This window comes from Paraburkholderia phymatum STM815 (genome assembly GCF_000020045.1).
Lineage (GTDB): Bacteria > Pseudomonadota > Gammaproteobacteria > Burkholderiales > Burkholderiaceae > Paraburkholderia > Paraburkholderia phymatum.
In genome coordinates this window covers 504937-525249 of sequence record NC_010623.1, presented here as the reverse complement: position 1 = coordinate 525249, position 20313 = coordinate 504937, and the positions used below count along the sequence as shown (strand labels likewise).

General features: G+C 61.9%; 22 protein-coding genes and 1 pseudogene. 11 read left to right on the top strand and 12 right to left on the bottom strand.

The window, feature by feature from the left end; genetic code table 11:
- Positions 1 to 36: 36 nt before the first annotated feature.
- Positions 37 to 1458 carry an aminotransferase-like domain-containing protein gene (locus tag BPHY_RS18105; protein ID WP_012402893.1) on the top strand — a complete coding sequence of 474 codons (1422 nt, stop codon included), beginning with the start codon at positions 37 to 39 and terminating at the stop codon, positions 1456 to 1458.
- Between the two features lie 4 nt (positions 1459 to 1462).
- Here the strand turns inward: BPHY_RS18105 and BPHY_RS18100 are convergent, their stop codons facing one another.
- The gene (locus BPHY_RS18100; RefSeq protein WP_012402892.1) at positions 1463 to 1651 is read right to left on the bottom strand and encodes a DUF2970 domain-containing protein; all 189 of its coding nucleotides are present in this window, start codon (positions 1649 to 1651) and stop codon (positions 1463 to 1465) included.
- Positions 1652 to 1922: 271 nt separating this feature from the next.
- On the opposite strand from BPHY_RS18100, the gene BPHY_RS18095 reads away from it, so the two are divergent.
- Entirely contained in the window at positions 1923 to 2390 is a 468-nt protein-coding gene (locus BPHY_RS18095) for a PRC-barrel domain-containing protein (RefSeq protein WP_012402891.1), read from the top strand.
- A gap of 71 nt (positions 2391 to 2461) precedes the next feature.
- Here BPHY_RS18095 and BPHY_RS18090 read toward each other — a convergent pair whose 3' ends face one another.
- Positions 2462 to 3358 (bottom strand): fructose bisphosphate aldolase, encoded by an 897-nt coding sequence (locus BPHY_RS18090; RefSeq protein ID WP_012402890.1) that lies wholly within the window; start codon positions 3356 to 3358, stop codon positions 2462 to 2464.
- A gap of 146 nt (positions 3359 to 3504) precedes the next feature.
- The gene (locus BPHY_RS18085) at positions 3505 to 3912 is read right to left on the bottom strand and encodes a PPC domain-containing DNA-binding protein (protein WP_012402889.1); all 408 of its coding nucleotides are present in this window, start codon (positions 3910 to 3912) and stop codon (positions 3505 to 3507) included.
- A gap of 175 nt (positions 3913 to 4087) precedes the next feature.
- Between BPHY_RS18085 and BPHY_RS18080 the strand changes: the two genes are divergently transcribed.
- The 3 genes from BPHY_RS18080 to BPHY_RS18075 all read left to right on the top strand — a co-directional run bounded on the left by BPHY_RS18080 (position 4088) and on the right by BPHY_RS18075 (position 5348).
- The gene (locus BPHY_RS18080) at positions 4088 to 4624 is read left to right on the top strand and encodes an SRPBCC family protein (RefSeq protein WP_012402888.1); all 537 of its coding nucleotides are present in this window, start codon (positions 4088 to 4090) and stop codon (positions 4622 to 4624) included.
- Between the two features lie 142 nt (positions 4625 to 4766).
- Complete coding sequence (locus BPHY_RS41790; protein ID WP_167538880.1) at positions 4767 to 5003, top strand: hypothetical protein; 237 nt, start codon at positions 4767 to 4769, stop codon at positions 5001 to 5003.
- Positions 5004 to 5078: 75 nt separating this feature from the next.
- Positions 5079 to 5348, top strand: a complete 270-nt coding sequence (locus tag BPHY_RS18075) for a DUF1488 family protein (RefSeq protein ID WP_012402887.1) — start codon at positions 5079 to 5081, stop codon at positions 5346 to 5348.
- Positions 5349 to 5441: 93 nt separating this feature from the next.
- Here the strand turns inward: BPHY_RS18075 and BPHY_RS18070 are convergent, their stop codons facing one another.
- The 5 genes from BPHY_RS18070 to BPHY_RS43180 all read right to left on the bottom strand — a co-directional run bounded on the left by BPHY_RS18070 (position 5442) and on the right by BPHY_RS43180 (position 10848).
- The gene (locus BPHY_RS18070) at positions 5442 to 6452 is read right to left on the bottom strand and encodes a DUF2891 domain-containing protein (protein ID WP_012402886.1); all 1011 of its coding nucleotides are present in this window, start codon (positions 6450 to 6452) and stop codon (positions 5442 to 5444) included.
- A gap of 232 nt (positions 6453 to 6684) precedes the next feature.
- Positions 6685 to 8121, bottom strand: a complete 1437-nt coding sequence (locus tag BPHY_RS18065) for an aspartate aminotransferase family protein (RefSeq protein ID WP_012402885.1) — start codon at positions 8119 to 8121, stop codon at positions 6685 to 6687.
- A gap of 59 nt (positions 8122 to 8180) precedes the next feature.
- Positions 8181 to 9515: a glutamine synthetase family protein gene (locus BPHY_RS18060; protein ID WP_012402884.1), complete on the bottom strand. Its 1335-nt coding sequence runs from the start codon at positions 9513 to 9515 to the stop codon at positions 8181 to 8183.
- A 32-nt stretch (positions 9516 to 9547) separates the two neighbouring features.
- Positions 9548 to 10336 (bottom strand): gamma-glutamyl-gamma-aminobutyrate hydrolase family protein, encoded by a 789-nt coding sequence (locus BPHY_RS18055; RefSeq protein WP_041764361.1) that lies wholly within the window; start codon positions 10334 to 10336, stop codon positions 9548 to 9550.
- A 305-nt stretch (positions 10337 to 10641) separates the two neighbouring features.
- Positions 10642 to 10848, bottom strand: a complete 207-nt coding sequence (locus BPHY_RS43180) for a hypothetical protein (protein ID WP_041764359.1) — start codon at positions 10846 to 10848, stop codon at positions 10642 to 10644.
- Positions 10849 to 11248: 400 nt separating this feature from the next.
- On the opposite strand from BPHY_RS43180, the pseudogene BPHY_RS18045 reads away from it, so the two are divergent.
- Positions 11249 to 11554, top strand: a pseudogene (locus BPHY_RS18045) (hypothetical protein); the annotation flags it as partial.
- Between the two features lie 62 nt (positions 11555 to 11616).
- Positions 11617 to 13110, top strand: a complete 1494-nt coding sequence (locus BPHY_RS18040) for an aldehyde dehydrogenase (RefSeq protein ID WP_012402879.1) — start codon at positions 11617 to 11619, stop codon at positions 13108 to 13110.
- A gap of 163 nt (positions 13111 to 13273) precedes the next feature.
- Here the strand turns inward: BPHY_RS18040 and BPHY_RS18035 are convergent, their stop codons facing one another.
- Positions 13274 to 13807, bottom strand: coding sequence for a MarR family winged helix-turn-helix transcriptional regulator (locus BPHY_RS18035; RefSeq protein ID WP_012402878.1), 534 nt, complete (start codon positions 13805 to 13807; stop codon positions 13274 to 13276).
- Positions 13808 to 14016: 209 nt separating this feature from the next.
- Here BPHY_RS18035 and BPHY_RS18030 point away from each other — a divergent pair, with 209 nt between their 5' ends.
- Positions 14017 to 14601, top strand: coding sequence for a glycine zipper family protein (locus tag BPHY_RS18030; RefSeq protein ID WP_012402877.1), 585 nt, complete (start codon positions 14017 to 14019; stop codon positions 14599 to 14601).
- 259 nt (positions 14602 to 14860) lie between these two features.
- Here BPHY_RS18030 and BPHY_RS18025 read toward each other — a convergent pair whose 3' ends face one another.
- The 3 genes from BPHY_RS18025 to BPHY_RS18020 form a co-directional block, all read right to left on the bottom strand.
- Complete coding sequence (locus tag BPHY_RS18025) at positions 14861 to 15274, bottom strand: PRC-barrel domain-containing protein (RefSeq protein WP_012402876.1); 414 nt, start codon at positions 15272 to 15274, stop codon at positions 14861 to 14863.
- 46 nt (positions 15275 to 15320) lie between these two features.
- Entirely contained in the window at positions 15321 to 15476 is a 156-nt protein-coding gene (locus BPHY_RS42560) for a hypothetical protein (RefSeq protein WP_167538879.1), read from the bottom strand.
- A gap of 101 nt (positions 15477 to 15577) precedes the next feature.
- Positions 15578 to 16342, bottom strand: a complete 765-nt coding sequence (locus BPHY_RS18020; protein ID WP_012402875.1) for a TetR/AcrR family transcriptional regulator — start codon at positions 16340 to 16342, stop codon at positions 15578 to 15580.
- A 299-nt stretch (positions 16343 to 16641) separates the two neighbouring features.
- Here BPHY_RS18020 and BPHY_RS18015 point away from each other — a divergent pair, with 299 nt between their 5' ends.
- From BPHY_RS18015 to BPHY_RS18005, 3 genes are read left to right on the top strand one after another with little or no spacing between them, the layout of a single operon-like run.
- Positions 16642 to 17823 (top strand): isovaleryl-CoA dehydrogenase, encoded by a 1182-nt coding sequence (locus BPHY_RS18015; RefSeq protein WP_012402874.1) that lies wholly within the window; start codon positions 16642 to 16644, stop codon positions 17821 to 17823.
- Between the two features lie 19 nt (positions 17824 to 17842).
- Positions 17843 to 19450 (top strand): carboxyl transferase domain-containing protein, encoded by a 1608-nt coding sequence (locus tag BPHY_RS18010; protein WP_012402873.1) that lies wholly within the window; start codon positions 17843 to 17845, stop codon positions 19448 to 19450.
- 24 nt (positions 19451 to 19474) lie between these two features.
- Complete coding sequence (locus tag BPHY_RS18005) at positions 19475 to 20260, top strand: enoyl-CoA hydratase/isomerase family protein (protein ID WP_012402872.1); 786 nt, start codon at positions 19475 to 19477, stop codon at positions 20258 to 20260.
- Positions 20261 to 20313: the final 53 nt, after the last annotated feature.

Sequence of the window (20313 nt, the reverse complement as noted above, 5' to 3'; positions counted from 1 at the left end):
TCCTTGTCATAAGCGCACGGCAATGCGAAATCCCGAATGAACCGATATGAAGCACTCGCCAATACGATGGCGGCTGAGATCCGCTCGGGCAGCGTCGCGGTCGGCGCGCGCATGCCTTCGTTGCGGCAGGTGATTGCGCAACATGGCGTGAGCCAGTCGACGGCGTTTCGTGCTTACTATCTGCTCGAAGAGTGGGGACTCATTCGCGCGCAGGAACGCTCCGGCTATTATGTTGCGCCGGGAGCGGCCGTTCGCGACACGCGCGAGGCAAGTCCGAAGCGCGCGCTGACCGAGTCGGCGAAGGTCGATATCAGCGAACTCGTCTTCAGCGTGCTCGAAGCGGCGAAACACACGGGCGTGGTGCCGCTTGGCTCGGCGTTCCCTTCGCCCGTGCTCTTTCCATTGCAGCGCCTGTCGAAGTCGTTGGCGCAAACCTCGCGCACGATGAACCCGTGGAGCACGGTGGTTGATTTGCCGCCGGGCAACGAGGTTTTGCGTCAGCAGATCGCGTTGCGTTATCTGGGCATGGGCCTGTCGCAACCGCTCGATGAAATCGTCGTCACCAATGGCGCGCTCGAAGCGCTGAATCTTTGCCTGATGGCGGTGACGCGACCCGGCGACGTAGTGGCCGTCGAGTCGCCCGGCTTCTATGCCGCGTTGCAGGCCATCGAAAGGCTCGATTTGCGCGCAGTTGAGATACCTGTCGATCCGCAAACCGGACTCGATCTGGAGGCACTCGCGCAAGCATTGGAAACGCAGCCCATTCGCGCTTGCTGGTTCATGACGAACTATCAGAACCCGACGGGCACAACGATGCCGCTCGAAAAGAAAAAGGCGCTCGTCGAATTGCTCGCGCGATACGAGGTGCCGTTGATCGAAGACGACGTGTACGGCGAACTGCATTTTCAGGCGGAGTATCCGTTGCCCGCGATAGCCTTCGACCGCAAAGGCCTCGTGATGCACTGCAGTTCTTTCTCGAAGACGCTGGCGCCCGGCTACCGGATCGGCTGGGCGGCGGCAGGGCGATTCGCGGAGAAAGTACAACGGACGAAATTGATGACGACGCTGGCGGCGAGCATTCCCGTGCAAGCGGGCATTGCCGATTATTTGCAGCACGGCGGCTACGACAGGCATCTGCGCAAGCTGCGCGCGGCGTTGCGCGTGCAACTCGAGGCGATGAATCTCGCGCTACGTCGCGCGATGCCTGAAGGCGTGAAATGGACGACGCCTTCGGGTGGCTATTTCGTGTGGCTCGAACTGCCCGAGCACGTCGATGCATTGGCGCTTCACAGACAGGCGATCGAGCAGGGCGTGAGCCTCGCGCCTGGGCCGATCTTCTCGGCGTCGCGCAACTTCCGCAACTGTGTGCGCTTGAACTTCGGACATCCGTGGCACGCGGATATCGAGCGTGCGATCCGGGTGCTGGGCGATCTGATTGCGCAAGCGGTGCAGCAATAACACGTTAATGCGCGACGGTCACGGCGATTCTGGCAAACGCAAACAGCAGCCCGCCGAAGCACAGCGCAAGCACGACGGCCATGACGGGCAGCAGCGGCAGTTTGACGGTCGCCAGATCGGCTTCGTGTCCAGCGCCGCGCCGTACGCCGAAGAAACTCCACAACACCATGCGCATCATGTTCAGCAAAGCCATTCCAGTTCTCCTGCGACGCGCGCCCGTCGCGCGTTTTCATGTGTCCATCGTAGGGGCGGCGGGCGAACGGCGTAAGAAGCAGATGCTATGTTTTCCAGCGCAGCAGCGGCGCGGCGCGATGTCGCGTGGCAGCGTGTCGCCCGGAAAAATAAACCGACGTCTCGTACTGGAAGGTAATGTTTTCCGTTAAACGCTCAAATGCCGGCTTGCCGCCAGGCGGGAACAGCTATTGCGCGCCTTACCAACACTCACTTTCACAAGGAGGCAAGCAATGGGCTCTATCAATCCGCAATCGCGCAAGACGGGTGGTGCAGGCATCGTCGGCGGCGGCGTCGGAGAAGGTCCGGGGCCGGAAGTGATGGCGGCCGCGACGCTCGACGGAACCAAGGTGTATTCGTCCGACGCAGAACATGTCGGCAAGATCAGTGACATCATGCTCGACGTGCGCAGCGGGCGCATCGCCTATGCGGTGCTGTCCGAAGGCGGCTTTCTCGGCATGGGCGCGAAGCTGCACGCAATCCCGTGGAGCGCGCTCACACTCGATACCGCGCAAAAGTGCTTTCACGTCGATATCAGCGCGCGGCGTCTGAAGGAGGAACCGGGCTTCGACAAGGACCATTGGCCAAGCATGGCCGATTTGAGGTGGGGAGAATCGCTGCACACGTATTACAACCGCGATCCGTACTGGATTTCGCGCAGCGATTATGTGGACCCCGACGTCCCGCCGACCGCGCATTGACATGCAGCGCTGATGCGAAGCATGGCGAAGCCGCGCACCCGATGGCGCGCGGCCTCGCGTGCACATGCCGCTCAGACCTTGAGGGCAGACGCGTCGTAAATCTCGTCGATGGCTTCGGACAGCTTTGCATTGAACTCGCTGTCGCTCATCGATTTCTTCAGGTCGTTGATGAGCGCCCGCGAAAAGCTCGCGATCATGCCGTGATTCTTTGCGAGCAGCTTGCAGGCTTCCGTGCGCGTATAACCGCCCGACAGCGCCACCACGCGCAATACGCGCGGGTGATCGATCAGCGGTTTGTAGAAATCGGCGACATCGGGAATGGTCAGCTTGAGCATCACCTGCTTGCCGGCGGGTAGCGCATCGAGGCCTTTGAGAATCTCGTCGCGCAGCGTCTTTTCTGCGCCGGCCTTGTCGGGCGTCTTGATCGATACTTCGGGTTCGAGGATCGGCATGAGGCCGCCCGCATCGATCTGCGCGCCGTATTCGAACTGCTGTTTGACGACGGCTGCAATTCCCGCCGGAGAGTTCTGCTCGATGACCGAGCGCATCTTCGTGCCAAAGATGCCGAGTTTGCCCGCACGCGCCAGCAACGCGTCGAGTCCGGGAATCGGCTTCATCAGACGCACGCCGTCGCTTTCTGCTTCGAGCCCCTTGTCGACCTTGAGGAACGGCACGACGCCGCGGTCTTTCCATAGAAACGAAGGCACTGGCTTGCCTTGCGCCTGCCCATCCATCGTGGCTTCGAAGAGAATCGCCGCGATGACTTTCTCTCCCGTGAAGGCCGGGGCGGTGATGATGCGCACGCGCATTTCATGGATCAGCTTGAACATTTCGGCGTCGCCGTTATAGGCGTCGTCAGGAATGCCGTACTGCCGCAATGCGCCAGGCGTCGAGCCGCCGCTTTGATCGAGTGCGGCGATGAAGCCCGCCTTCTCCGAAATCTGCGCCAACATTTTTTCATTTGCCACGGACGTTTCCCTCCTTGAACAACTGATTGACGAGCATGCCATTCCGACTTAGCAAGTGTAAGGCATTGCGGCGCGCGCTCCTACAGCGTGCGGACTGTGGCCAATCCAGCAGACAAGCGAAGAACGTTCCAGGCATCAAGGTCGCGCTACGCGCGACGCGGCGCATTGCGGATGAACAGTTCCATGAAGCCGGTTTGCGGATCGGGCTCGCGTGAGAACACATGATCGGGCAGGAGCGCGAGCAGAATTTCAACGGTCGTTCGTACGATGCAGCCGTGCGCGACATGTCCGCCGAACACGCGGCCGTCCGGGCCAGACACGGACATATGCAGATGCGCGCCGTTGCGCGCAACGGTTCCTGCCAGGGTGAGGATCTCCAGATCGGCGCGCAGTTCCGTGGGATGCTCGACACCGGCGAAACGCAATCGCGCGACGCTGAGGCTGCCGATGCCCTGAACGACGAACACTGCCGTCGCGCCCACCGGGTGCATCGTGTGTTCGAGTGCGTCGCGCAGGTCTTGTCCGGGCTGAAGGCGTAGAGGATGGGCTTGCATCGGTCGTGTTCCCGTCTTGTTCCCGCGATATTCCATGAGCGCGACAGCGTGCGACGTGTGTTGCAACACCGCCGCTCCCATACGGTAGCAGTAAGATCGTGACGCGGGCCGCTTGGGTGCGTACGGCGGCAGTCATCCCGGTTCAATTGGACGCGCCGCGACGGCGCGAACAGCGATGAGAACGCTACTGCGAGCGATCGTGACAGTGGCATGCGTGGCGGCCGCCCTCGGTGTTCTATTCGTTCCACTGCCGGGCGCGTTCAATCTCTCGACGAGCATTGTTACCGTCATGCCGATCGCGCGCTCGTCCACGGCCGTTTTCGACTATGTGACGACGCTTGCGCACTGGCCCGCGTGGCATCCGTCGTCGTTGTCGGTGACGGGCGCGATCGATCACCCGCTTGATCTGGGAGAGCGGACCACGGAAGAATTTCGTGTCGCGGGGCGGCGCGGACATGTCGTATGGACGGTCGTCGAACGCCGACGCCCCGAAAAATGGACGATAGACGGCATGATCGAAGGCCGTCCAGCAGGCACCGTCAGCTACGCGCTGACCTCCGATGCCGACGGCACGCAGTTCGAGCGCACTTTCACGTATCGCTCGCCGACGCTCTGGTTCGCGCTGCTCAACGCCGTGCTGCTGCGCGCGAAGATCCAGGCCGAGTCCGATGAAGCCGTCGAACGGCTCAAGCGCGTGCTCGAACAGCCCTAGACTACGATCGTTCAGTCTGCGGCTGTGCTTGCGATGTTCCGCCCTGACATCGATTTCTCCGTTCCATGAAACATGACATATGCCGCAAACGATTGCGTTGTATGCTTCTTCACGAGGACGCGCCGAAAGCGCGAATTCGTTCATGCGCAAAGTTTCCTCAGATGGAAAACGCGGCAGCGCGTGGCGCAACGGCGCGAGAAAATGGCGGGCGGAAGAGGGCGCTAGCCTGCACAAAAGCCTTCAAAATGCGAACATGCTGGACGTTTTTTATCGTCGCCCGCTAGCGACGCCACGTGCTCCAGTCATGAAAACGTTTGCCAGGAGGCCTTTCAAGGGTTCGCCCGAAATGATCGATGCCGAACGGAATGAGATAGTTTGATTGCGGGAGTATCGGCGCATGGTTCATGAAAGCAACACGCAATACTGGTAGATCGCAGTTCAAGAGAGGCTGAAAATGGAACAGTCCTTACGCAACTTCGCCCTTTCGCATAACGGTCAATCCGTGACTTTCGACATCGTCGTGCAAAAGCGCGCAATAGGATGCTCGATTACGCGCGACGCGCTCGAGCGGCATTTCTGGCTGGAGCGCGGTGCGGACGAATCGCACCTGTCGAAGGCGTTCGGCAACGGCCAGCGCCGGATCACCGCTGTCGCCGAACGCAAGGCGCTGGCGAAAGGGTCGACGCACGTGTTGATTACCGCAGACGATTTCGAGTACCGGTGAAGGTTCGGCTGCCGTCCGTCACCACGCTGACACGATTCCGGCCGCGTCATTTTGCGGTATACGCTGGTTCCGTTGCTGCTGGTGCGTCCGCCCCTAAGCCTCGAGCGCAAGCGTCGCGAAGGTAGCCAGCCAATGTTCGCCCATATAGTCGCCCGCGACATGCTGCAACGCGCTTTCCAGGTGCACGTCGGCGGCTTCGAAGAGCACCGCGCGGCGCGGATCGTCATTTGACAGCGCGCGCGCCAATGACCGCTGGCACCATGCGCGGCTCAGGTTCAGCCCGTCGAGATGAGCAATCTTGCCGTCGCTGCGATCCGTGACGGTGGCGGGGACGAACAGCGTCGCGGGTTGCCGTTGCGCGAGACCGGGCAGAAAACGCGTGAACCAGCCGTCGAACTCGGCGGGCGGCAGCACGCGGCGCATCAATTCCGCTTCCATCAGCGCAGGTGACAGAAACTCGTCGCCCGATGGCTCCCACGCCTGACATCCCGCATCGTTCAGATACCAGCGCTTTGCCGTATCGACGATTAGCTTCGCAAGCGCATCGCGTTGCGTGCGGTGCGCGAAGTCAAGCGTGAGCGCCAATGCGAACGCCGTGTTGAAGTGCGTGCCGACGCGTAGCGGATACGTCGCGATCGGCAGGAACGTTTCGAAGCGATCGACGAACGCTTCCGTGAGCGGCGCGATCGTCCGGGTCCAGCGCGCGCCTTGCGGCAATTTCAGCGCGGCGACCTGGCCCGACAGCGCAAGGAGCCACGCCCAACCGTATGGCCGCTCGAAGCCCCGGTTATGCGGCAGGTCGAGATAAGCGCGCTCGCCTGCTACGTTGTGCTCCGTGAAGTGCTCGTCGACGACGGCAACGATGCGCGGCGCTTCCGGCAACTCGGGAAAGCGGTCGATCAGATGCAAAAGCAACCAGTAGCCATGCACGCACGAGTGCCAGTCATAGCTGCCGTAAAAAATCGGATGCAGTGCACGCGGCCCTTGCACATCCTGCGGACTTGCGAGCGAATGCGTGAGCTTGTTCGGGTACTCGCGCGTCAAATGATCGAGCGCGAGGCCCGCGAATTTCGATGCGATTTCAGAAGTGAGCAGGGCAGTCATCGACGCCTCGTCGCAACGGACAGTGGGTTATGGTAAGCCTTCAACGCCGCCGGACGGGTGCGTTGAAGGCGAGGGGCCCATTTTGCCGTTTCGCGTTGTTCCTGTCATGTGTCGCGCGTGTTGCAGCGCGGCTTGGAACGGTTCACGAATGCGGTGCTACGACGTGCCCAGTTCGAGCGTGTGTCGCGTTGTCGATTGCGTCACAGCGCCCGCGCCGGTGGTCTGACTGTCGTTACGCAAGCCCGAGTTGTTGTGCGGTTGCGTCGATGGCCTTTTTCGCCTTCGAAACGATCTCGTCGATCTCGCTCTTCGTAACGACGAGCGGCGGCGAGAGCAGCATCCGGTCGCCCGTTGCGCGCATGATCAGATTGCCGTTGAAGCAGAAGTCGCGGCAGATCGTGCCGACGTCGCCGCCGTTTTCAAAGCGTTTGCGCGTCTTCGGGTTCTCGGCGAGCTGGATGCCCGCGACGAGACCCGTGCCCGCTACTTCACCGACGATGGGTTGGCTCGCGAACGCTTCGCGCAGGGACTGCTGGAAATACGGGCCCGTTTCGTTCTTCACGCGCTCGACAATCTTCTCGTCGCGCAAGAGCTTCAGGTTCGCGACGGCGACGGCAGCGGCAACGGGATGGCCCGAATAGGTGAGGCCGTGATTGAACTCGCCGTTTTCGATGATCGCCTTCGCGATGCGGTCATGCAGGCCGACGGCGCCCATCGGGATATAGCCGCTCGTCAGGCCTTTCGCCATCGTGATCAGATCCGGCTCGAAGCCGAAATGCTGATGCGCGAACCATTCGCCCGTGCGGCCAAACCCGCCGATCACTTCGTCGGCGACCAGCAGCACGTCGTACTTGCGGCAAATGCGCTGGATCTCCGGCCAGTAAGTGGAAGGCGGGAAGATCACGCCACCCGCACCCTGGAAAGGCTCACCGATAAATGCGGCGACGTTCTCGGCGCCGAGTTCGAGAATCTCCGCTTCGAGCTGGCGTGCTCGCGCGAGGCCGAATTCTTCCGGCGTCATGTCGCCGCCTTCGCCGAACCAGTAAGGCTGATCGATATGCACGATGTGCTCGACCTGCGACGGCATCTGCTCGTGCATATAACCCATGCCGCCCAGCGTGCCGCCTGCAATCGTCGAACCGTGATAGCCGTTCTTGCGCGAGATGACGAACTTCTTCAGCTTCTTGCTCTGCGTCGCCCAGTATTGATGGACGATGCGCAGTACCGTGTCGTTGCCTTCGGACCCGCTGTTGCAATAGAAGAAGTGATTGAACGGTGCGGGCGTCACTTCGGCGAGCAATGCCGACAGTTCGATCACGGGCGGGTGCGTGGTTTTGAAGAACGTGTTGTAGAAGGGCAGTTCCCGCAATTGCTGATACGCAGCGTCCGCCAGTTCCTTGCGCCCATAGCCGACGTTCACACACCACAATCCCGCCATGCCATCGATGATCTTGTTGCCATCGGAGTCCCACAGATACACGCCTTCTGCCTTGACGATCACGCGACTGCCCGCGCTGTTCAGCGCGCCCATGTCGGAGAACGGGTGAATGTGATGCGCGGCGTCGAGCGCGCGATATTCCGCGGTGCTGCGTTGCTGTTGCGATGTGCTTGCCGTCGCGGCCGGCCGGGCGGGTTGCGCGTAAGCGATTTCTTCTGTCCTGAAACTCATGTTGCCTCCAGTTTTCTTTGTTGTTGCGTATTGCCTGTTGGGTAGGTTCCAAAGAACACTTAGACGTGCAACAACAAATGCCTGCGCTCCCACGAACTGATCACGCGAAAAAATGCTTCGTATTCGGTTTCCTTTAGCGCGAGGTACGCCTTGACGAACTGCTCGCCCATGATTTCGGCAAGCGGTTCACAGGCGCTCATTAACGTGAGACCCTCTTCCAGATTGCGCGGCAGCTGATAGGGCAACTCGTAGCCGTCGCTGGAAAGCGGCTCCGTAGGCGTAAGCCGCTGCGTAATGCCGAGATAACCCGCTGCGAGCGTGCCCGCAATCGCGAGATACGGATTGCAGTCGACACCCGGAATGCGGTTCTCGATGCGGCGTGCCTGTGGGCCCGAATGCGGAATGCGGAAGCCGACGGTGCGATTGTCGTATCCCCATTGCACGTTGATCGGCGCGGCCATGAAGCGCGACAGGCGGCGATACGAGTTGATATACGGCGCGAAGATCGGCATCAGCGCGGGCGTGTACTTCTGCAAACCGGCGAGATACTGGTTGAACACGTCCGTCGGTTTGCCGTCGCTGCCCGTGAACAGGTTCTGGCCCGTCTCTTCATCGACCAAGCTTTGATGTACGTGCATCGCCGAGCCTGGCTCGCCTTCCATCGGCTTCGCCATGAACGTCGCATACATGTGATGACGCAGCGCCGCCTCGCGCACCGTGCGCTTGAACAGGAACACCTGGTCCGCGAGCTTGAGCGGATCCCCATGCAGGAAATTGATTTCCATCTGCGCGGCGCCCACTTCGTGAATCAACGTGTCGACTTCGAGTTCCTGGATGTCACAGTACTCGTAGATGTCTTCGAACAGCGGGTCGAACTCGTTGACGGCTTCGATCGAATACGCCTGGCGTCCCGTTTCCGCGCGTCCCGTACGACCGACGGGCGGGCACAAGGGCAGGTCGGGATCCTTGTTCATGTCGACCAGATAAAACTCCAGCTCCGGCGCGATGACGGGCTTCCAGCCCTTGGCCTTGTACAGATCGAGCACGCGGCGCAGCACGCGGCGCGGCGAGATTGCGACGGGCGTGCCGTCGAAGTGCACGCAGTCGTGGATCACCTGTGCGGTCGGATCGACGGCCCACGGAATGATGCGGATTGTCGACGGATCGGGCACGCACACCATGTCGGGATCTGTGACGCCCGTGAGCGTGCCGTCGTCGGGATACTCGCCCGTCACGGTCTGGATCATCACCGCTTGGGGCAGTCGCATCGACTCGCCGGATTCGAACTTGCTGCGCGGAATGATCTTGCCGCGCGCGATGCCCGCCATGTCGGGAATGATCGCCTCGATTTCAGTGATGTGATGCTTTTTCAGAAACTCGTCAATTTCTTGCATGATCGTTCTCTCTGTTTTTGCGCTGACGGGGATCAGACATGAGCGTTTGCAGCCGCTGCCGAACCCGTCCTGATGCGCATTCGATCGCGGCACGCGGCACCGAAGGCACGGAAGATCGCTGTCGATAGCGCGTCGCCCGCGTGCTTCCACTCGGGGTGCCACTGCACACCCAGCGTGAACGCACGCGCATGCGATACGCCGATCGCTTCGATCAACCCATCCGGTGCGCGGGCTTCGACCGTGAGGCCGTTGCCGAGCCGCTCGACGCCCTGTCCATGCAGCGAATTCACGCGTACTTCGCTCGCGCCGCCGGCGAGCTTCTGAAGCATCCCGCCTTGCACGAGATGCAGTGCGTGCGAGGGCGCGTATTGCTGGTCGAGGTCGTCTTCCTTGTTCTCGCGATGGTCGTCATAACCTTCCACCGTTTGAACGCTTTGATGCAACGTTCCGCCGAATACGACATTCATTTCCTGGAAGCCGCGGCAAATGGCGAGGACGGGTATGCCCGCGTCGATCGCGGCGCGCATCAGCGGCAACGTCGTCGCGTCGCGCGCGGCGTCGTGCAGTGTGCCGGGTGCGCTCGCATGACCGCCATAGCGATGCGGCTCGACATTCGAATAACTACCCGTAAAGAGCAGTCCATCGATATGCGCGAAGAGATCTTCGGGTGCCTGCCGCTCGCCTAACGCGGGCAGCAACATGGCGAGCGCCTGCGCACCGTCCACGATGGCAGCGATGTACTTCTCGCCGACCACGTGCGACGCGTGCAGGCCCATCATCGCTCTATCGGCACTGACGCCGACCAGTGGTTTGCTTGGCATAACTAACGTGTATTCGTTGTTGACTGCGGTAACACGGCAAATAGTGCGTCGTGTGCGTGCGGCACGATTCCTCTGCCGTGCGCGGAGCGCAAAGCGGCTGAAGCGTGCTTGCGTGGCAGCGCCGTCAGCGCATCGCGCCGCGCGTGGCAATCAGATATGCGGTCCGGTTGACTCCGCTGCGTGCAATTGCGGGCGTGCAACGGCGCGCGCCCGGATTGAGGGCGCGCGCGACCGATGACGCAGCGCAAGCAAGCGCGCGAAGCATTGACCCGCGATCGGGCCGGACGGCGAAAGGGGGAGAGGCGCTAGGGCAAGAGCGATGCGACTTCGTCGGTATGCACCGCGATAGACGCACGCGCTGAAATGGCGTTGTGACGACGAACGGAACGGCGCGACAGGGTCGTGAAGACGGACAGAAAGCGGCGAAACGCAAGCCTGCCGTTGCTGCCGTCGGCGATGGCGTTGTCAGCGCGAAGACACCTCGCGAACTGACTACGATCCCACCAAACCAAAGGGCCTCGGACTCTCACGATGACACTCGACTGGCACGTTGAAGGTATGGAATGCCCCGCTCGAAAAACGCGTCTGGCGTTTAAGGAATCGGGACGACAGGTTGTTATTCGACTTGCATCTTTTACCCATTGCAGAGCGATGAAGCAGGCCGTTAGACGAGTTAAGCAAACAAGACAAAAGACAACATCAACCTGATGTTCAGCATATACGAGTCAAAAAGGCCGGGAAAGTCTTTTTACGAATGTTTGCTGAGGGCTTACCCTGAGCTATCTAAACGCGCATATGTGTCCACTTTGAAGTGTGTCGATGCGCAAGAAATTCGTTTCACCTTGAGGGTTTTTCCCGGAAGCGATCGATTTAAAGTGATTAGAATATCCAGCACACGCGCGTGCTATTCGAATGACGTTTTCGTTATGCATAACTTTCCGTTTTCGTGAGTGCATCGATATCGATCGAGGTGCGGCCCGCCTGCAGTACATCTGCAAAAAGCACCGTCTTTCGCAGCGCGAACTCGCGAAACGGGCAGGCGTGACGAATGGCACGATTTCGATGAGCCTTGCTGAATTCTTCACATTTGAAGTCGAGGCGAACCGCACAGTGGTGTCGCGCCGCGCAGAGATGCCGAATCTCGGCAATGAGCAGATCGACTTCTATCTGGCGGGTGCCAGTGTGAAGGGCCGCAACATGGGAATCATGCGCGAGGTGCGGCATCGACTGATGCGCGTGCCGGATGAATTGCGCTGAACGCATAACATTGAGGCATCCTGATGGACAAGACGACATTGGCTTACTGGCAGAAAAAGGCGGCCGTGCTTGCAATCGAAGGGCGCGCATTCATCGACGGCGAATATCGTTCCGCCGAAAACGGGCGCACGTTCGACTGCGTGAGTCCTATCGACGGCAAGGTACTCGTCAAGGCCGCCGATTGCGGCGAAACCGACGTGGATGCGGCGGTGCGGGCCGCGCGCCGTGCATTCAATGCAGGCGTGTGGTCGGGACTCAATCCGCGTCAGCGCAAGGCGACGCTGCTGAAATGGGCGTCACTGATGCGCGAGCATCTCGACGAACTCGCGTTGCTGGAAACGCTCGATGCAGGCAAGCCGATCGGCGATACGACGTCGGTCGATGTGCCCGGCGCGGCGTATTGCGTCGAGTGGTTCGCGGAAGCGATCGACAAGGTAGGTGGCGAAGTGGCGCCCGCCGACCATCATCTGGTCGGGCTCGTGACGCGTGAGCCGCTTGGCGTCGTCGCGGCTGTGGTGCCGTGGAATTTCCCGATCCTGATGGCGTCGTGGAAATTTGGGCCTGCGCTGGCGGCAGGCAATAGCGTGGTGCTCAAGCCTTCGGAGAAGTCGCCGCTGACGGCGATTCGCGTTGCGCAACTCGCGCGCGAAGCGGGCATTCCCGCTGGCGTATTCAATGTCGTGCCGGGCGGCGGCGGGCCCGGCAAATTGCTCGCGCTGCATCATGACGTGGACTGCCTTGCGTTCACCGGCTCGACGAATGTCGGCAAGCTGATCATGCAGTATGCGGGCCAGTCCAATCTGAAGCGCGTATGGCTCGAACTGGGCGGCAAGTCGCCGAACATCGTGCTACCCGATTGCCCGGATCTGGACCGCGCGGCCAGGACTGCGGCCGGCGCGATCTTCTACAACATGGGCGAGATGTGCACGGCGGGCTCGCGTCTACTCGTGCATCGCGACATCAAGGACGTGTTTCTCGACAAGCTGGTCGCGGCGGCCCGCAGCTATGCACCGGGCAATCCGCTGGATCCGAAGACGTCGATGGGCGCGATCGTCGATCAGATGCAGCTCGATCGCGTGCTCGGCTATATCGAAGCAGGGCGCGCCGAAGCGAAGCTGCTGCACGGCGGCGCGCGCGTGCAGCAGGAAAGCGGCGGCTTCTATATCGAACCGACCGTTTTCGAGGTTTCGAAACCCGACGCGAAGATCGCGCGCGAAGAGATCTTCGGTCCGGTGCTTTCGGTCATCACGTTCGATACGGTCGACGAAGCCGTGCAGATTGCAAACGACAGCGATTATGGTTTGGCTGCCGCCGTGTGGACCGCGAATCTGACGACGGCACATGAAGTGTCGCGGCGTTTGCGTGCGGGCACGGTGTGGGTCAACTGCTATGACGAAGGCGGCGACATGAACTTCCCGTTCGGCGGCTACAAGCAGTCGGGCAACGGTCGCGACAAGTCGCTGCATGCGCTGGAGAAGTACACGGAGCTGAAGTCGACGCTGGTTCGTCTGCGTTGATATGCGGGCGACGCGCGGCGGCGTTTCGCCCGTTGGTCGCTGCAGGTCGTTGCACGCCGCCGCATACATGCCGAGCGCGATATACGCGCTGTTTGGCGCCGCCGGGAAACAGCGCGCCCACGATATAAGCCGCCGCGCCCGACGGCGCGGGTGTGGGGCACGTTCAGGAGGCGCTTCCGCCCGGCATCGACAGCCCGTGGTCGCGGCATTCGACAGGACAGCCTGCTTTCAGGCACGGCTTGTCGTCGCAGAAGCGGCACAGTTGCATCGCGTGCGACGCGTCGCGGGTTTCGTTCCAGAGAATCTTGATCAGCAAACGCTCGAATACCTCGCGTTCGTTTTCATCGAGCCGCGCGACGATCCGTTTGAGCATGCGCCCGCGCGCGCTTCGCATGCGCTTCGCTTCACGGCGTCCGCTTGCCGTCAACACCAGCGCGACGGAGCGCTTGTCGCTGCCTGCTTTCTTTTCGACCAGCCCCGCATCGACGAGACCTGCGGTGGCGCGCACGGCAGCGGGATGCGATAGGTCGACGGCATCGCGCAGCAGTTCAATAGACGAATCCGGGTATTGGCCGATTGCGTTGAGCATCGCCCGTGCCGTTATGCCGGACAGTGCGGGAATGGAAGGTTGTGCGTCGAGTTCGTCCGTTACCAGAAGGGCGAGCACGCCGAGCAGATTTTCCGTGCGCCGGGTCATCGCGTCACCTCGATATGTGCACTGTGCACATGTGCATGATGCACATGTCAGACTGCGCTCTCAAGCCGACTCCCGTTGACGTACTTGTACTTTTTGTTCAGCGTCTTGCACAGAAATATCCAGTAACGGATTAGTAACTCTGGCACGAGTCGATTCGACTATTGTGCATATATTGCAGGTTGGTTCTTCACATTGGCAGGTCGACGAAGATGAACGAGACTCAGGTCGCTAGAAAAGTCGCTGTGCCGACGCTTGTCGTCGGGGTGTTGCTTGCATTGGGCGGTTGCGCCGTCGCGCCGCCCAGCGGGCCGAGCGTCGTGGCGCTGCCGCGCAAGGGCGAGCCGCTCGAACAGTTCCAGCAGGAAGACTACGCGTGCCGCGACTATGCGTACCACAGCACGAACGCGAACGGCGCGGCGCAGGCGGCGACGAACAATGCGGCGGGCAGCGCGGCCGTCGGTACGCTGGGCGGCGCAGCCGTCGGCGCGCTGTTCGGTGCGGCGGCGGGCAATCCGGGTGCGGGCGCGGCAATCGGCGCGGGCAGCGGCCTGCTGATCGGCGGCGCCACGGGCGCGAACGGTGCGTCGTATTCGGCGTATGGCTTGCAGGCCCGCTACGATGCGGCATACGCGCAGTGCATGATGTCGAAGGGCAACAGCATTGCGCAGCCTCAGGCGCCCGTCTATGCGACGCCGCCTGCATACTATGCGCCCGCTCCTGTGTATTACGGGCCGCCGCGTCCGTACTATTACGGCCCGCCCGGTGTGGTCTACGCGCCATATCCGTATTACTGATTCGCGCTCACGCTTTTTTGTTTCAATCGGCGCATCGGGCACCGGCGCTTCGCGGGTTGCGGGGCGCTTCGTGATCGCGCCGAACTTCAAGAACGGATCAACGTCGCGGCCGCCAACGCGCGACATGGCGCCTGATACCGTTGCGCGATCGATGCGCTCGTCGCGGACGTTCCCGCGCTGATCGAAGAACAGACACGGCCGCTTTGCACGCATCGTATGCAGCGGCCGTGACACAGACCAGGCGCGCGGATACGGCGGATCAATCTGGCGCGTACTTGAATTCGGGCAGCGCTTCAAGCGACGACTTCGTCGCGTCCGGCATCGTCACTGCCTTGGCTGTGATCTGCAAATCGCCGAGCGGCACGGCGACATAGTGCTTGCCCATGCCGAGGAAGCCGCCCACCGACAGGATCGCGAAGGCATGCTGATCAGACGGCGAGACGATCACGTCGTCGATAGTGCCGATCTTGTCCTTGTCGCGGTTATAGACGGTCGTGCCCGACAGCTTCGACGCGCGAAAACCGCTACCCGTATGCGTGACTTCCGTGTGGCGCTCCGTAATCGATTGCGGTGCGCCTTGCGCGTACGCCGCCGTCGACACCGATGTCCAGGCGCCGACGAGCAGCATGCTCGCGAAGGCGATCCGGCAAGTTCTGTTGATGGCGTGTTGCACGATGATCCTCCCTGTTCTTTGGGTGAACGGATGCGCGAACGCTGCCCTACGGCTTTTCGTTTTCGTGATCGGGATCAACGTCGGGATCGAGTGGCGGCGCATCCGGGTCCTGCGGCGGCCCGACATCGGGCAGGTCGGTTTGCACGACATCGGACTGGTCGGGACGGATCGGGTTTTCGCCCTTGTTTGGCGTGGTCGACATGGCCGGTCCTCCTTGGGTCTCGTTGCTGATATGCATTGCGTCAGCAAGTTGCGCACCCGGCCGGGCGCGTTTGTTTACACCTGCGGTTTACACCTGCGGGTTCAGGCGTCGTCGTTCGTATTCGCGAGCCGGGGCGCGCGCTGTTTGTGTGCGGCTTCCGCTTCGGCAAGACGGCGCGTCGCTTCGCTCACTTCCTGGCGGAACTGCATGAGCGCATCGAGCGATGCATCGGGCGGTTGCAGCGCCGACCACAGAACGTCGATCAGGCGGTCGGCGGTCGCGTCGATATCGGTACGGCGATTGCCGAGCGCCGCGTCCCACAACACGTGCTCCATCGGGCCGAACACGAGCGAGCGCAGCAGGCGCAGCGGAATGTCCGATCGGATCTGCCCCGTCTGCTGACCTTGCGACAGCACACGCATTAGCGGCGCTGTATAGCGCCGTTGCAGTCCCGTCAGTTCTTCGCTGAGTTCGTGCTGACGCGTGCGGCCTTCCGACAGCACCAGCGCGCACAGCCCCGTTCCATTGACCAGCATCAGCCTCAAATGCGTGCGGACGATGAACGCGAACTGCTGGCGGATGCTGCCGTCGCGTGGCAAGCCCGACTCGATCGCCTCGATGATCTCGTCGTACCAGTCGCCGATCACCCGCGCGCACAGCTCGCGCTTGCCGCGAAAGTAGCTGAACACCGTGGCCTCGGAAATGCCGAGCCGTTGCGCGATCTCCGCCGTGGTCGCGCGTTCGTAACCCTTCTCGGAAAAAACGTCGCGGCCCGCCTGGAGAATTTCCTTCACGCGTTGCTGCGACTTGCGTCCCGCCGGTTGGCGGCGCGACGCCGGCCCGTCGGCCCTGGCTACGCCCATCATATGAGTCCAGTTCAGATTTCGGAGCGGAAGGGCTCCGGTGCGGCCGATACTACCACGGTAAACAGCCTCGCATGACGCATCGGATGAATTTGAGTGACACTCAAAAATACCGATTGACGCATACGTCAATCTGGAGTGAAATGCGCTTTATGCCGCCGCGGGCCGGGTTCATGTCGGATGAATCGACTGTTCACCTGGCTGCGCGGCGGGGCCGGTTGAGCCCGGCTCAAGAAAATGGCCTGATGCGACAGGCCGCTTGCGCGATGTAAGCGGTCCGCGACGAACTCCTGGAGACACACATGAGCAACTTGCCCGGTTTGCAGTTCCCGCTTGGAGAAGAGATCGAGATGCTGCGCGACAGCGTCGCGTCGTTTGCGGCGAAAGAGATCGCGCCGCGTGCGGGCGAGATCGACCGCACCGATCAGTTCCCGATGGACCTGTGGAAGAAGTTCGGCGATCTGGGCGTGCTTGGCATGACCGTTTCCGAGGAATATGGCGGCGCGAACATGGGCTACACCGCGCACATGATCGCGATGGAAGAGATTTCACGTGCGTCGGCTTCGGTGGGGCTGTCGTATGGCGCGCATTCGAACTTGTGCGTGAACCAGATTCATCGCAACGGCACGGCGGCGCAGAAAGAGAAGTACCTGCCGAAGCTGGTGTCGGGCGATCACGTCGGCGCATTAGCGATGAGCGAGCCGAACGCCGGTTCCGACGTAGTCAGCATGAAGCTGCGCGCGCAGAAGAAGGGCGACCGCTACGTGCTGAACGGCACGAAGATGTGGATCACGAACGGCCCGGACTGCGACACGCTCGTCGTCTATGCGAAGACAGATATCGAAGCGGGTCCGCGCGGCATTACGGCGTTCATCGTGGAGAAGGGCATGAAGGGCTTTTCCGTTGCGCAGAAGCTCGACAAGCTCGGCATGCGCGGCTCGCATACGGGCGAACTCGTGTTCGACAACGTCGAAGTGCCGGAAGAGAACATCCTCGGCGAACTGAACGGCGGCGTGAAGGTGCTGATGAGCGGCCTCGATTACGAGCGCGCGGTGCTCGCGGGCGGTCCGACGGGCATCATGCTGGCGGTGATGGACGCCGTCGTCCCGTACATCCACGACCGCAAGCAGTTCGGCCAGTCGATCGGCGAATTTCAGCTGATCCAGGGCAAGGTCGCCGATCTGTACACCACGCTGCAGGCTTGCCGCGCATATCTGTACGCAGTCGGCCGTCAGCTCGATACGCTCGGCTCGGGTCATGCGCGCCAGGTGCGAAAGGACTGCGCGGGCGTGATTCTCTACACGGCCGAAAAGGCGACGTGGATGGCGGGCGAGGCGATCCAGATTCTCGGCGGCAACGGGTACATCAACGAGTATCCCGTCGGTCGTCTGTGGCGCGACGCGAAGCTCTATGAAATCGGTGCGGGCACGAGCGAAATCCGCCGCATGCTGATCGGCCGCGAATTGTTCGCGGAAACGATGTAAGCAGGATCAGGGAGACGACATGCCCGTCATCGAATCGAAGTTGAACCCGCGTTCCGACGATTTCCGCGCGAACGCGGCCGCGCTCGAAGCGCTCGTCGAAGACCTGAAGGCGAAGATCGGCAAGCTCGCGCTGGGCGGTGGTCCCGCTGCGCGCGACAAGCACGTGTCGCGTGGCAAGCTGCTGCCGCGCGACCGCATCGCGCAACTGCTCGATCCGGGCACGCCGTTTCTCGAACTGTCGCAACTCGCGGCGTTCGGCATGTATGGCGACGATGCGCCGGGCGCGGGCGTGATCACGGGCATCGGGCGCATTGCCGGGCAGGAATGCGTGATCGTCTGCAACGACGCGACCGTGAAGGGCGGCACGTACTACCCCGTGACGGTGAAGAAGCACGTGCGCGCGCAGGAAATCGCCCAGGAAAACCGCCTGCCGTGCGTGTATCTCGTCGATTCGGGTGGCGCGAATCTGCCGAACCAGGACGACGTGTTCCCCGATCGCGATCACTTCGGCCGCATCTTCTACAACCAGGCGAATCTCTCCGCGCAAGGCATTCCGCAGATCGCCGTCGTGATGGGTTCGTGCACGGCGGGCGGCGCCTATGTGCCCGCGATGAGCGACGAATCGATCATCGTCAAGAATCAAGGCACCATCTTTCTGGGGGGGCCGCCGCTGGTGAAGGCGGCGACGGGCGAAGAAGTCAGCGCGGAAGACCTGGGCGGCGGCGACGTGCATACGCGTCTGTCGGGCGTTGCCGATCACCTCGCGCAAAACGACCCGCATGCACTGGCGATCGCGCGCAGCATCGTCGGCAATCTGAACCGGCGCAAGAACGTGCCCGTCGCGATGCAGGAACCGAAGCCGCCACGCTACGACGTGAAGAGCATCTACGGCGTGATTCCCGTCGATACGCGCAAGCCGTTCGATATCCGCGAAGTGATCGCGCGCATCGTCGACGATTCCGCTTTCGACGAATTCAAGGCGCGTTACGGCACGACGCTCGTATGCGGTTTCGCACATGTCTGGGGCCACCCCGTCGGCATCGTCGCGAACAACGGCATTCTGTTTTCCGAGTCGGCGCTGAAGGGCGCGCATTTCATCGAACTGTGCGCGCAGCGCAAGATTCCCCTTGTGTTCCTGCAGAACATCACGGGCTTCATGGTAGGCCGCAAGTACGAGAACGAAGGCATCGCGCGCAACGGCGCGAAGATGGTGACGGCGGTGGCCACCGCGAAAGTGCCGAAGTTCACGGTGATCATCGGCGGCTCGTTCGGCGCCGGCAATTACGGCATGTGCGGCCGCGCGTATTCGCCGCGCTTCCTGTGGATGTGGCCTAACGCGCGCATTTCGGTGATGGGCGGCGAACAGGCGGCATCCGTGCTGGCAACGGTGAAGCGCGACGGCATCGAAGCGAAGGGCGGCACATGGACGGCCGAACAGGAAGAGGCGTTCAAGCAGCCGATTCGCGAGCAGTACGAGCATCAGGGCCATCCGTACTATGCGAGCGCCCGCTTGTGGGACGACGGCGTGATCGATCCCGCGCAGACGCGCGATGTGCTGGGCCTCGGTCTGTCGGCGGCGATGAATGCGCCGATCGAAGACACACGCTTCGGCGTGTTCCGCATGTAAGGCCATCGGCGAGGAGCTTATGCGATGCAATACGACACGCTGACCAGCGCATTCGATAACGGCGTCGCCACTGTGACGCTGAACCGGCCTGACGTGCGCAATGCGTTCAACGAAGCGATGATCGCGGAACTTACGTCCGCGTTCCGCGCGCTGGACGAGCGCGACGACGTGCGCGCCGTCGTGCTCGCGGCGAACGGCAAGGCGTTCTGCGCGGGCGCGGATCTGAACTGGATGAAGAAGATGGCCGGGTTCTCGGACGACGAGAACCGCGCCGACGCGCTGCGTCTCGCCGACATGCTCGCGTCGATCTATCGCTGCAACAAGCCGGTGATTGCACGCGTGAACGGCGATGTATACGCGGGCGGCATGGGCCTGATCTCGGCGTGCGACATCGTGGTTGCCGTCGATACCGCGAAGTTCTGTCTGTCCGAAGCGCGCCTCGGCCTGATTCCCGCGACGATTGCGCCGTACGTGATCCGTGCGCTAGGCGAGCAGGCGTCGCGCCGCTATTTCATGACGGCGGAAGCGTTCGATTGCGCGACTGCGCATCGGCTGGGTTTCGTCAGCGAGTGCGTGAGCGCCGACACGCTCGACGAAACGGTCGGGCAACTTGCGACCACGCTATGCGCAAACGGTCCGCACGCGGTGAAAGCCTGCAAGCAGCTGGTGCACGATATCGCGGGCCGCGAAATCAGCGCGGCACTGATCGAAGACACGGCGGTACGCATCGCGAAGACGCGAGCAGGCGAGGAAGGACGCGAAGGCGTCGCGTCGTTCCTCGAAAAGCGTTCGCCTGCGTGGCGGGCGTGATTTCACGCGGCCGACGACGCAACTGAGCAACTGCACAGAACAAACTCATCGAG

Bases quoted from the DNA above. Each gene is read 5' to 3' on its own strand.
- BPHY_RS18105 (WP_012402893.1), top strand. From the start codon at position 37: ATGAACCGATATGAAGCACTCGCCAATACGATGGCGGCTGAGATCCGC.
- BPHY_RS18100 (WP_012402892.1), bottom strand. From the start codon at position 1,651: ATGGCTTTGCTGAACATGATGCGCATGGTGTTGTGGAGTTTCTTCGGC.
- BPHY_RS18095 (WP_012402891.1), top strand. From the start codon at position 1,923: ATGGGCTCTATCAATCCGCAATCGCGCAAGACGGGTGGTGCAGGCATC.
- BPHY_RS18085 (WP_012402889.1), bottom strand. From the start codon at position 3,912: ATGCAAGCCCATCCTCTACGCCTTCAGCCCGGACAAGACCTGCGCGAC.
- BPHY_RS18080 (WP_012402888.1), top strand. From the start codon at position 4,088: ATGAGAACGCTACTGCGAGCGATCGTGACAGTGGCATGCGTGGCGGCC.
- BPHY_RS41790 (WP_167538880.1), top strand. From the start codon at position 4,767: ATGCGCAAAGTTTCCTCAGATGGAAAACGCGGCAGCGCGTGGCGCAAC.
- BPHY_RS18075 (WP_012402887.1), top strand. From the start codon at position 5,079: ATGGAACAGTCCTTACGCAACTTCGCCCTTTCGCATAACGGTCAATCC.
- BPHY_RS18070 (WP_012402886.1), bottom strand. From the start codon at position 6,452: ATGACTGCCCTGCTCACTTCTGAAATCGCATCGAAATTCGCGGGCCTC.
- BPHY_RS18065 (WP_012402885.1), bottom strand. From the start codon at position 8,121: ATGAGTTTCAGGACAGAAGAAATCGCTTACGCGCAACCCGCCCGGCCG.
- BPHY_RS18060 (WP_012402884.1), bottom strand. From the start codon at position 9,515: ATGCAAGAAATTGACGAGTTTCTGAAAAAGCATCACATCACTGAAATC.
- BPHY_RS18055 (WP_041764361.1), bottom strand. From the start codon at position 10,336: ATGCCAAGCAAACCACTGGTCGGCGTCAGTGCCGATAGAGCGATGATG.
- BPHY_RS18040 (WP_012402879.1), top strand. From the start codon at position 11,617: ATGGACAAGACGACATTGGCTTACTGGCAGAAAAAGGCGGCCGTGCTT.
- BPHY_RS18035 (WP_012402878.1), bottom strand. From the start codon at position 13,807: ATGACCCGGCGCACGGAAAATCTGCTCGGCGTGCTCGCCCTTCTGGTA.
- BPHY_RS18030 (WP_012402877.1), top strand. From the start codon at position 14,017: ATGAACGAGACTCAGGTCGCTAGAAAAGTCGCTGTGCCGACGCTTGTC.
- BPHY_RS42560 (WP_167538879.1), bottom strand. From the start codon at position 15,476: ATGTCGACCACGCCAAACAAGGGCGAAAACCCGATCCGTCCCGACCAG.
- BPHY_RS18020 (WP_012402875.1), bottom strand. From the start codon at position 16,342: ATGATGGGCGTAGCCAGGGCCGACGGGCCGGCGTCGCGCCGCCAACCG.
- BPHY_RS18015 (WP_012402874.1), top strand. From the start codon at position 16,642: ATGAGCAACTTGCCCGGTTTGCAGTTCCCGCTTGGAGAAGAGATCGAG.
- BPHY_RS18010 (WP_012402873.1), top strand. From the start codon at position 17,843: ATGCCCGTCATCGAATCGAAGTTGAACCCGCGTTCCGACGATTTCCGC.
- BPHY_RS18005 (WP_012402872.1), top strand. From the start codon at position 19,475: ATGCAATACGACACGCTGACCAGCGCATTCGATAACGGCGTCGCCACT.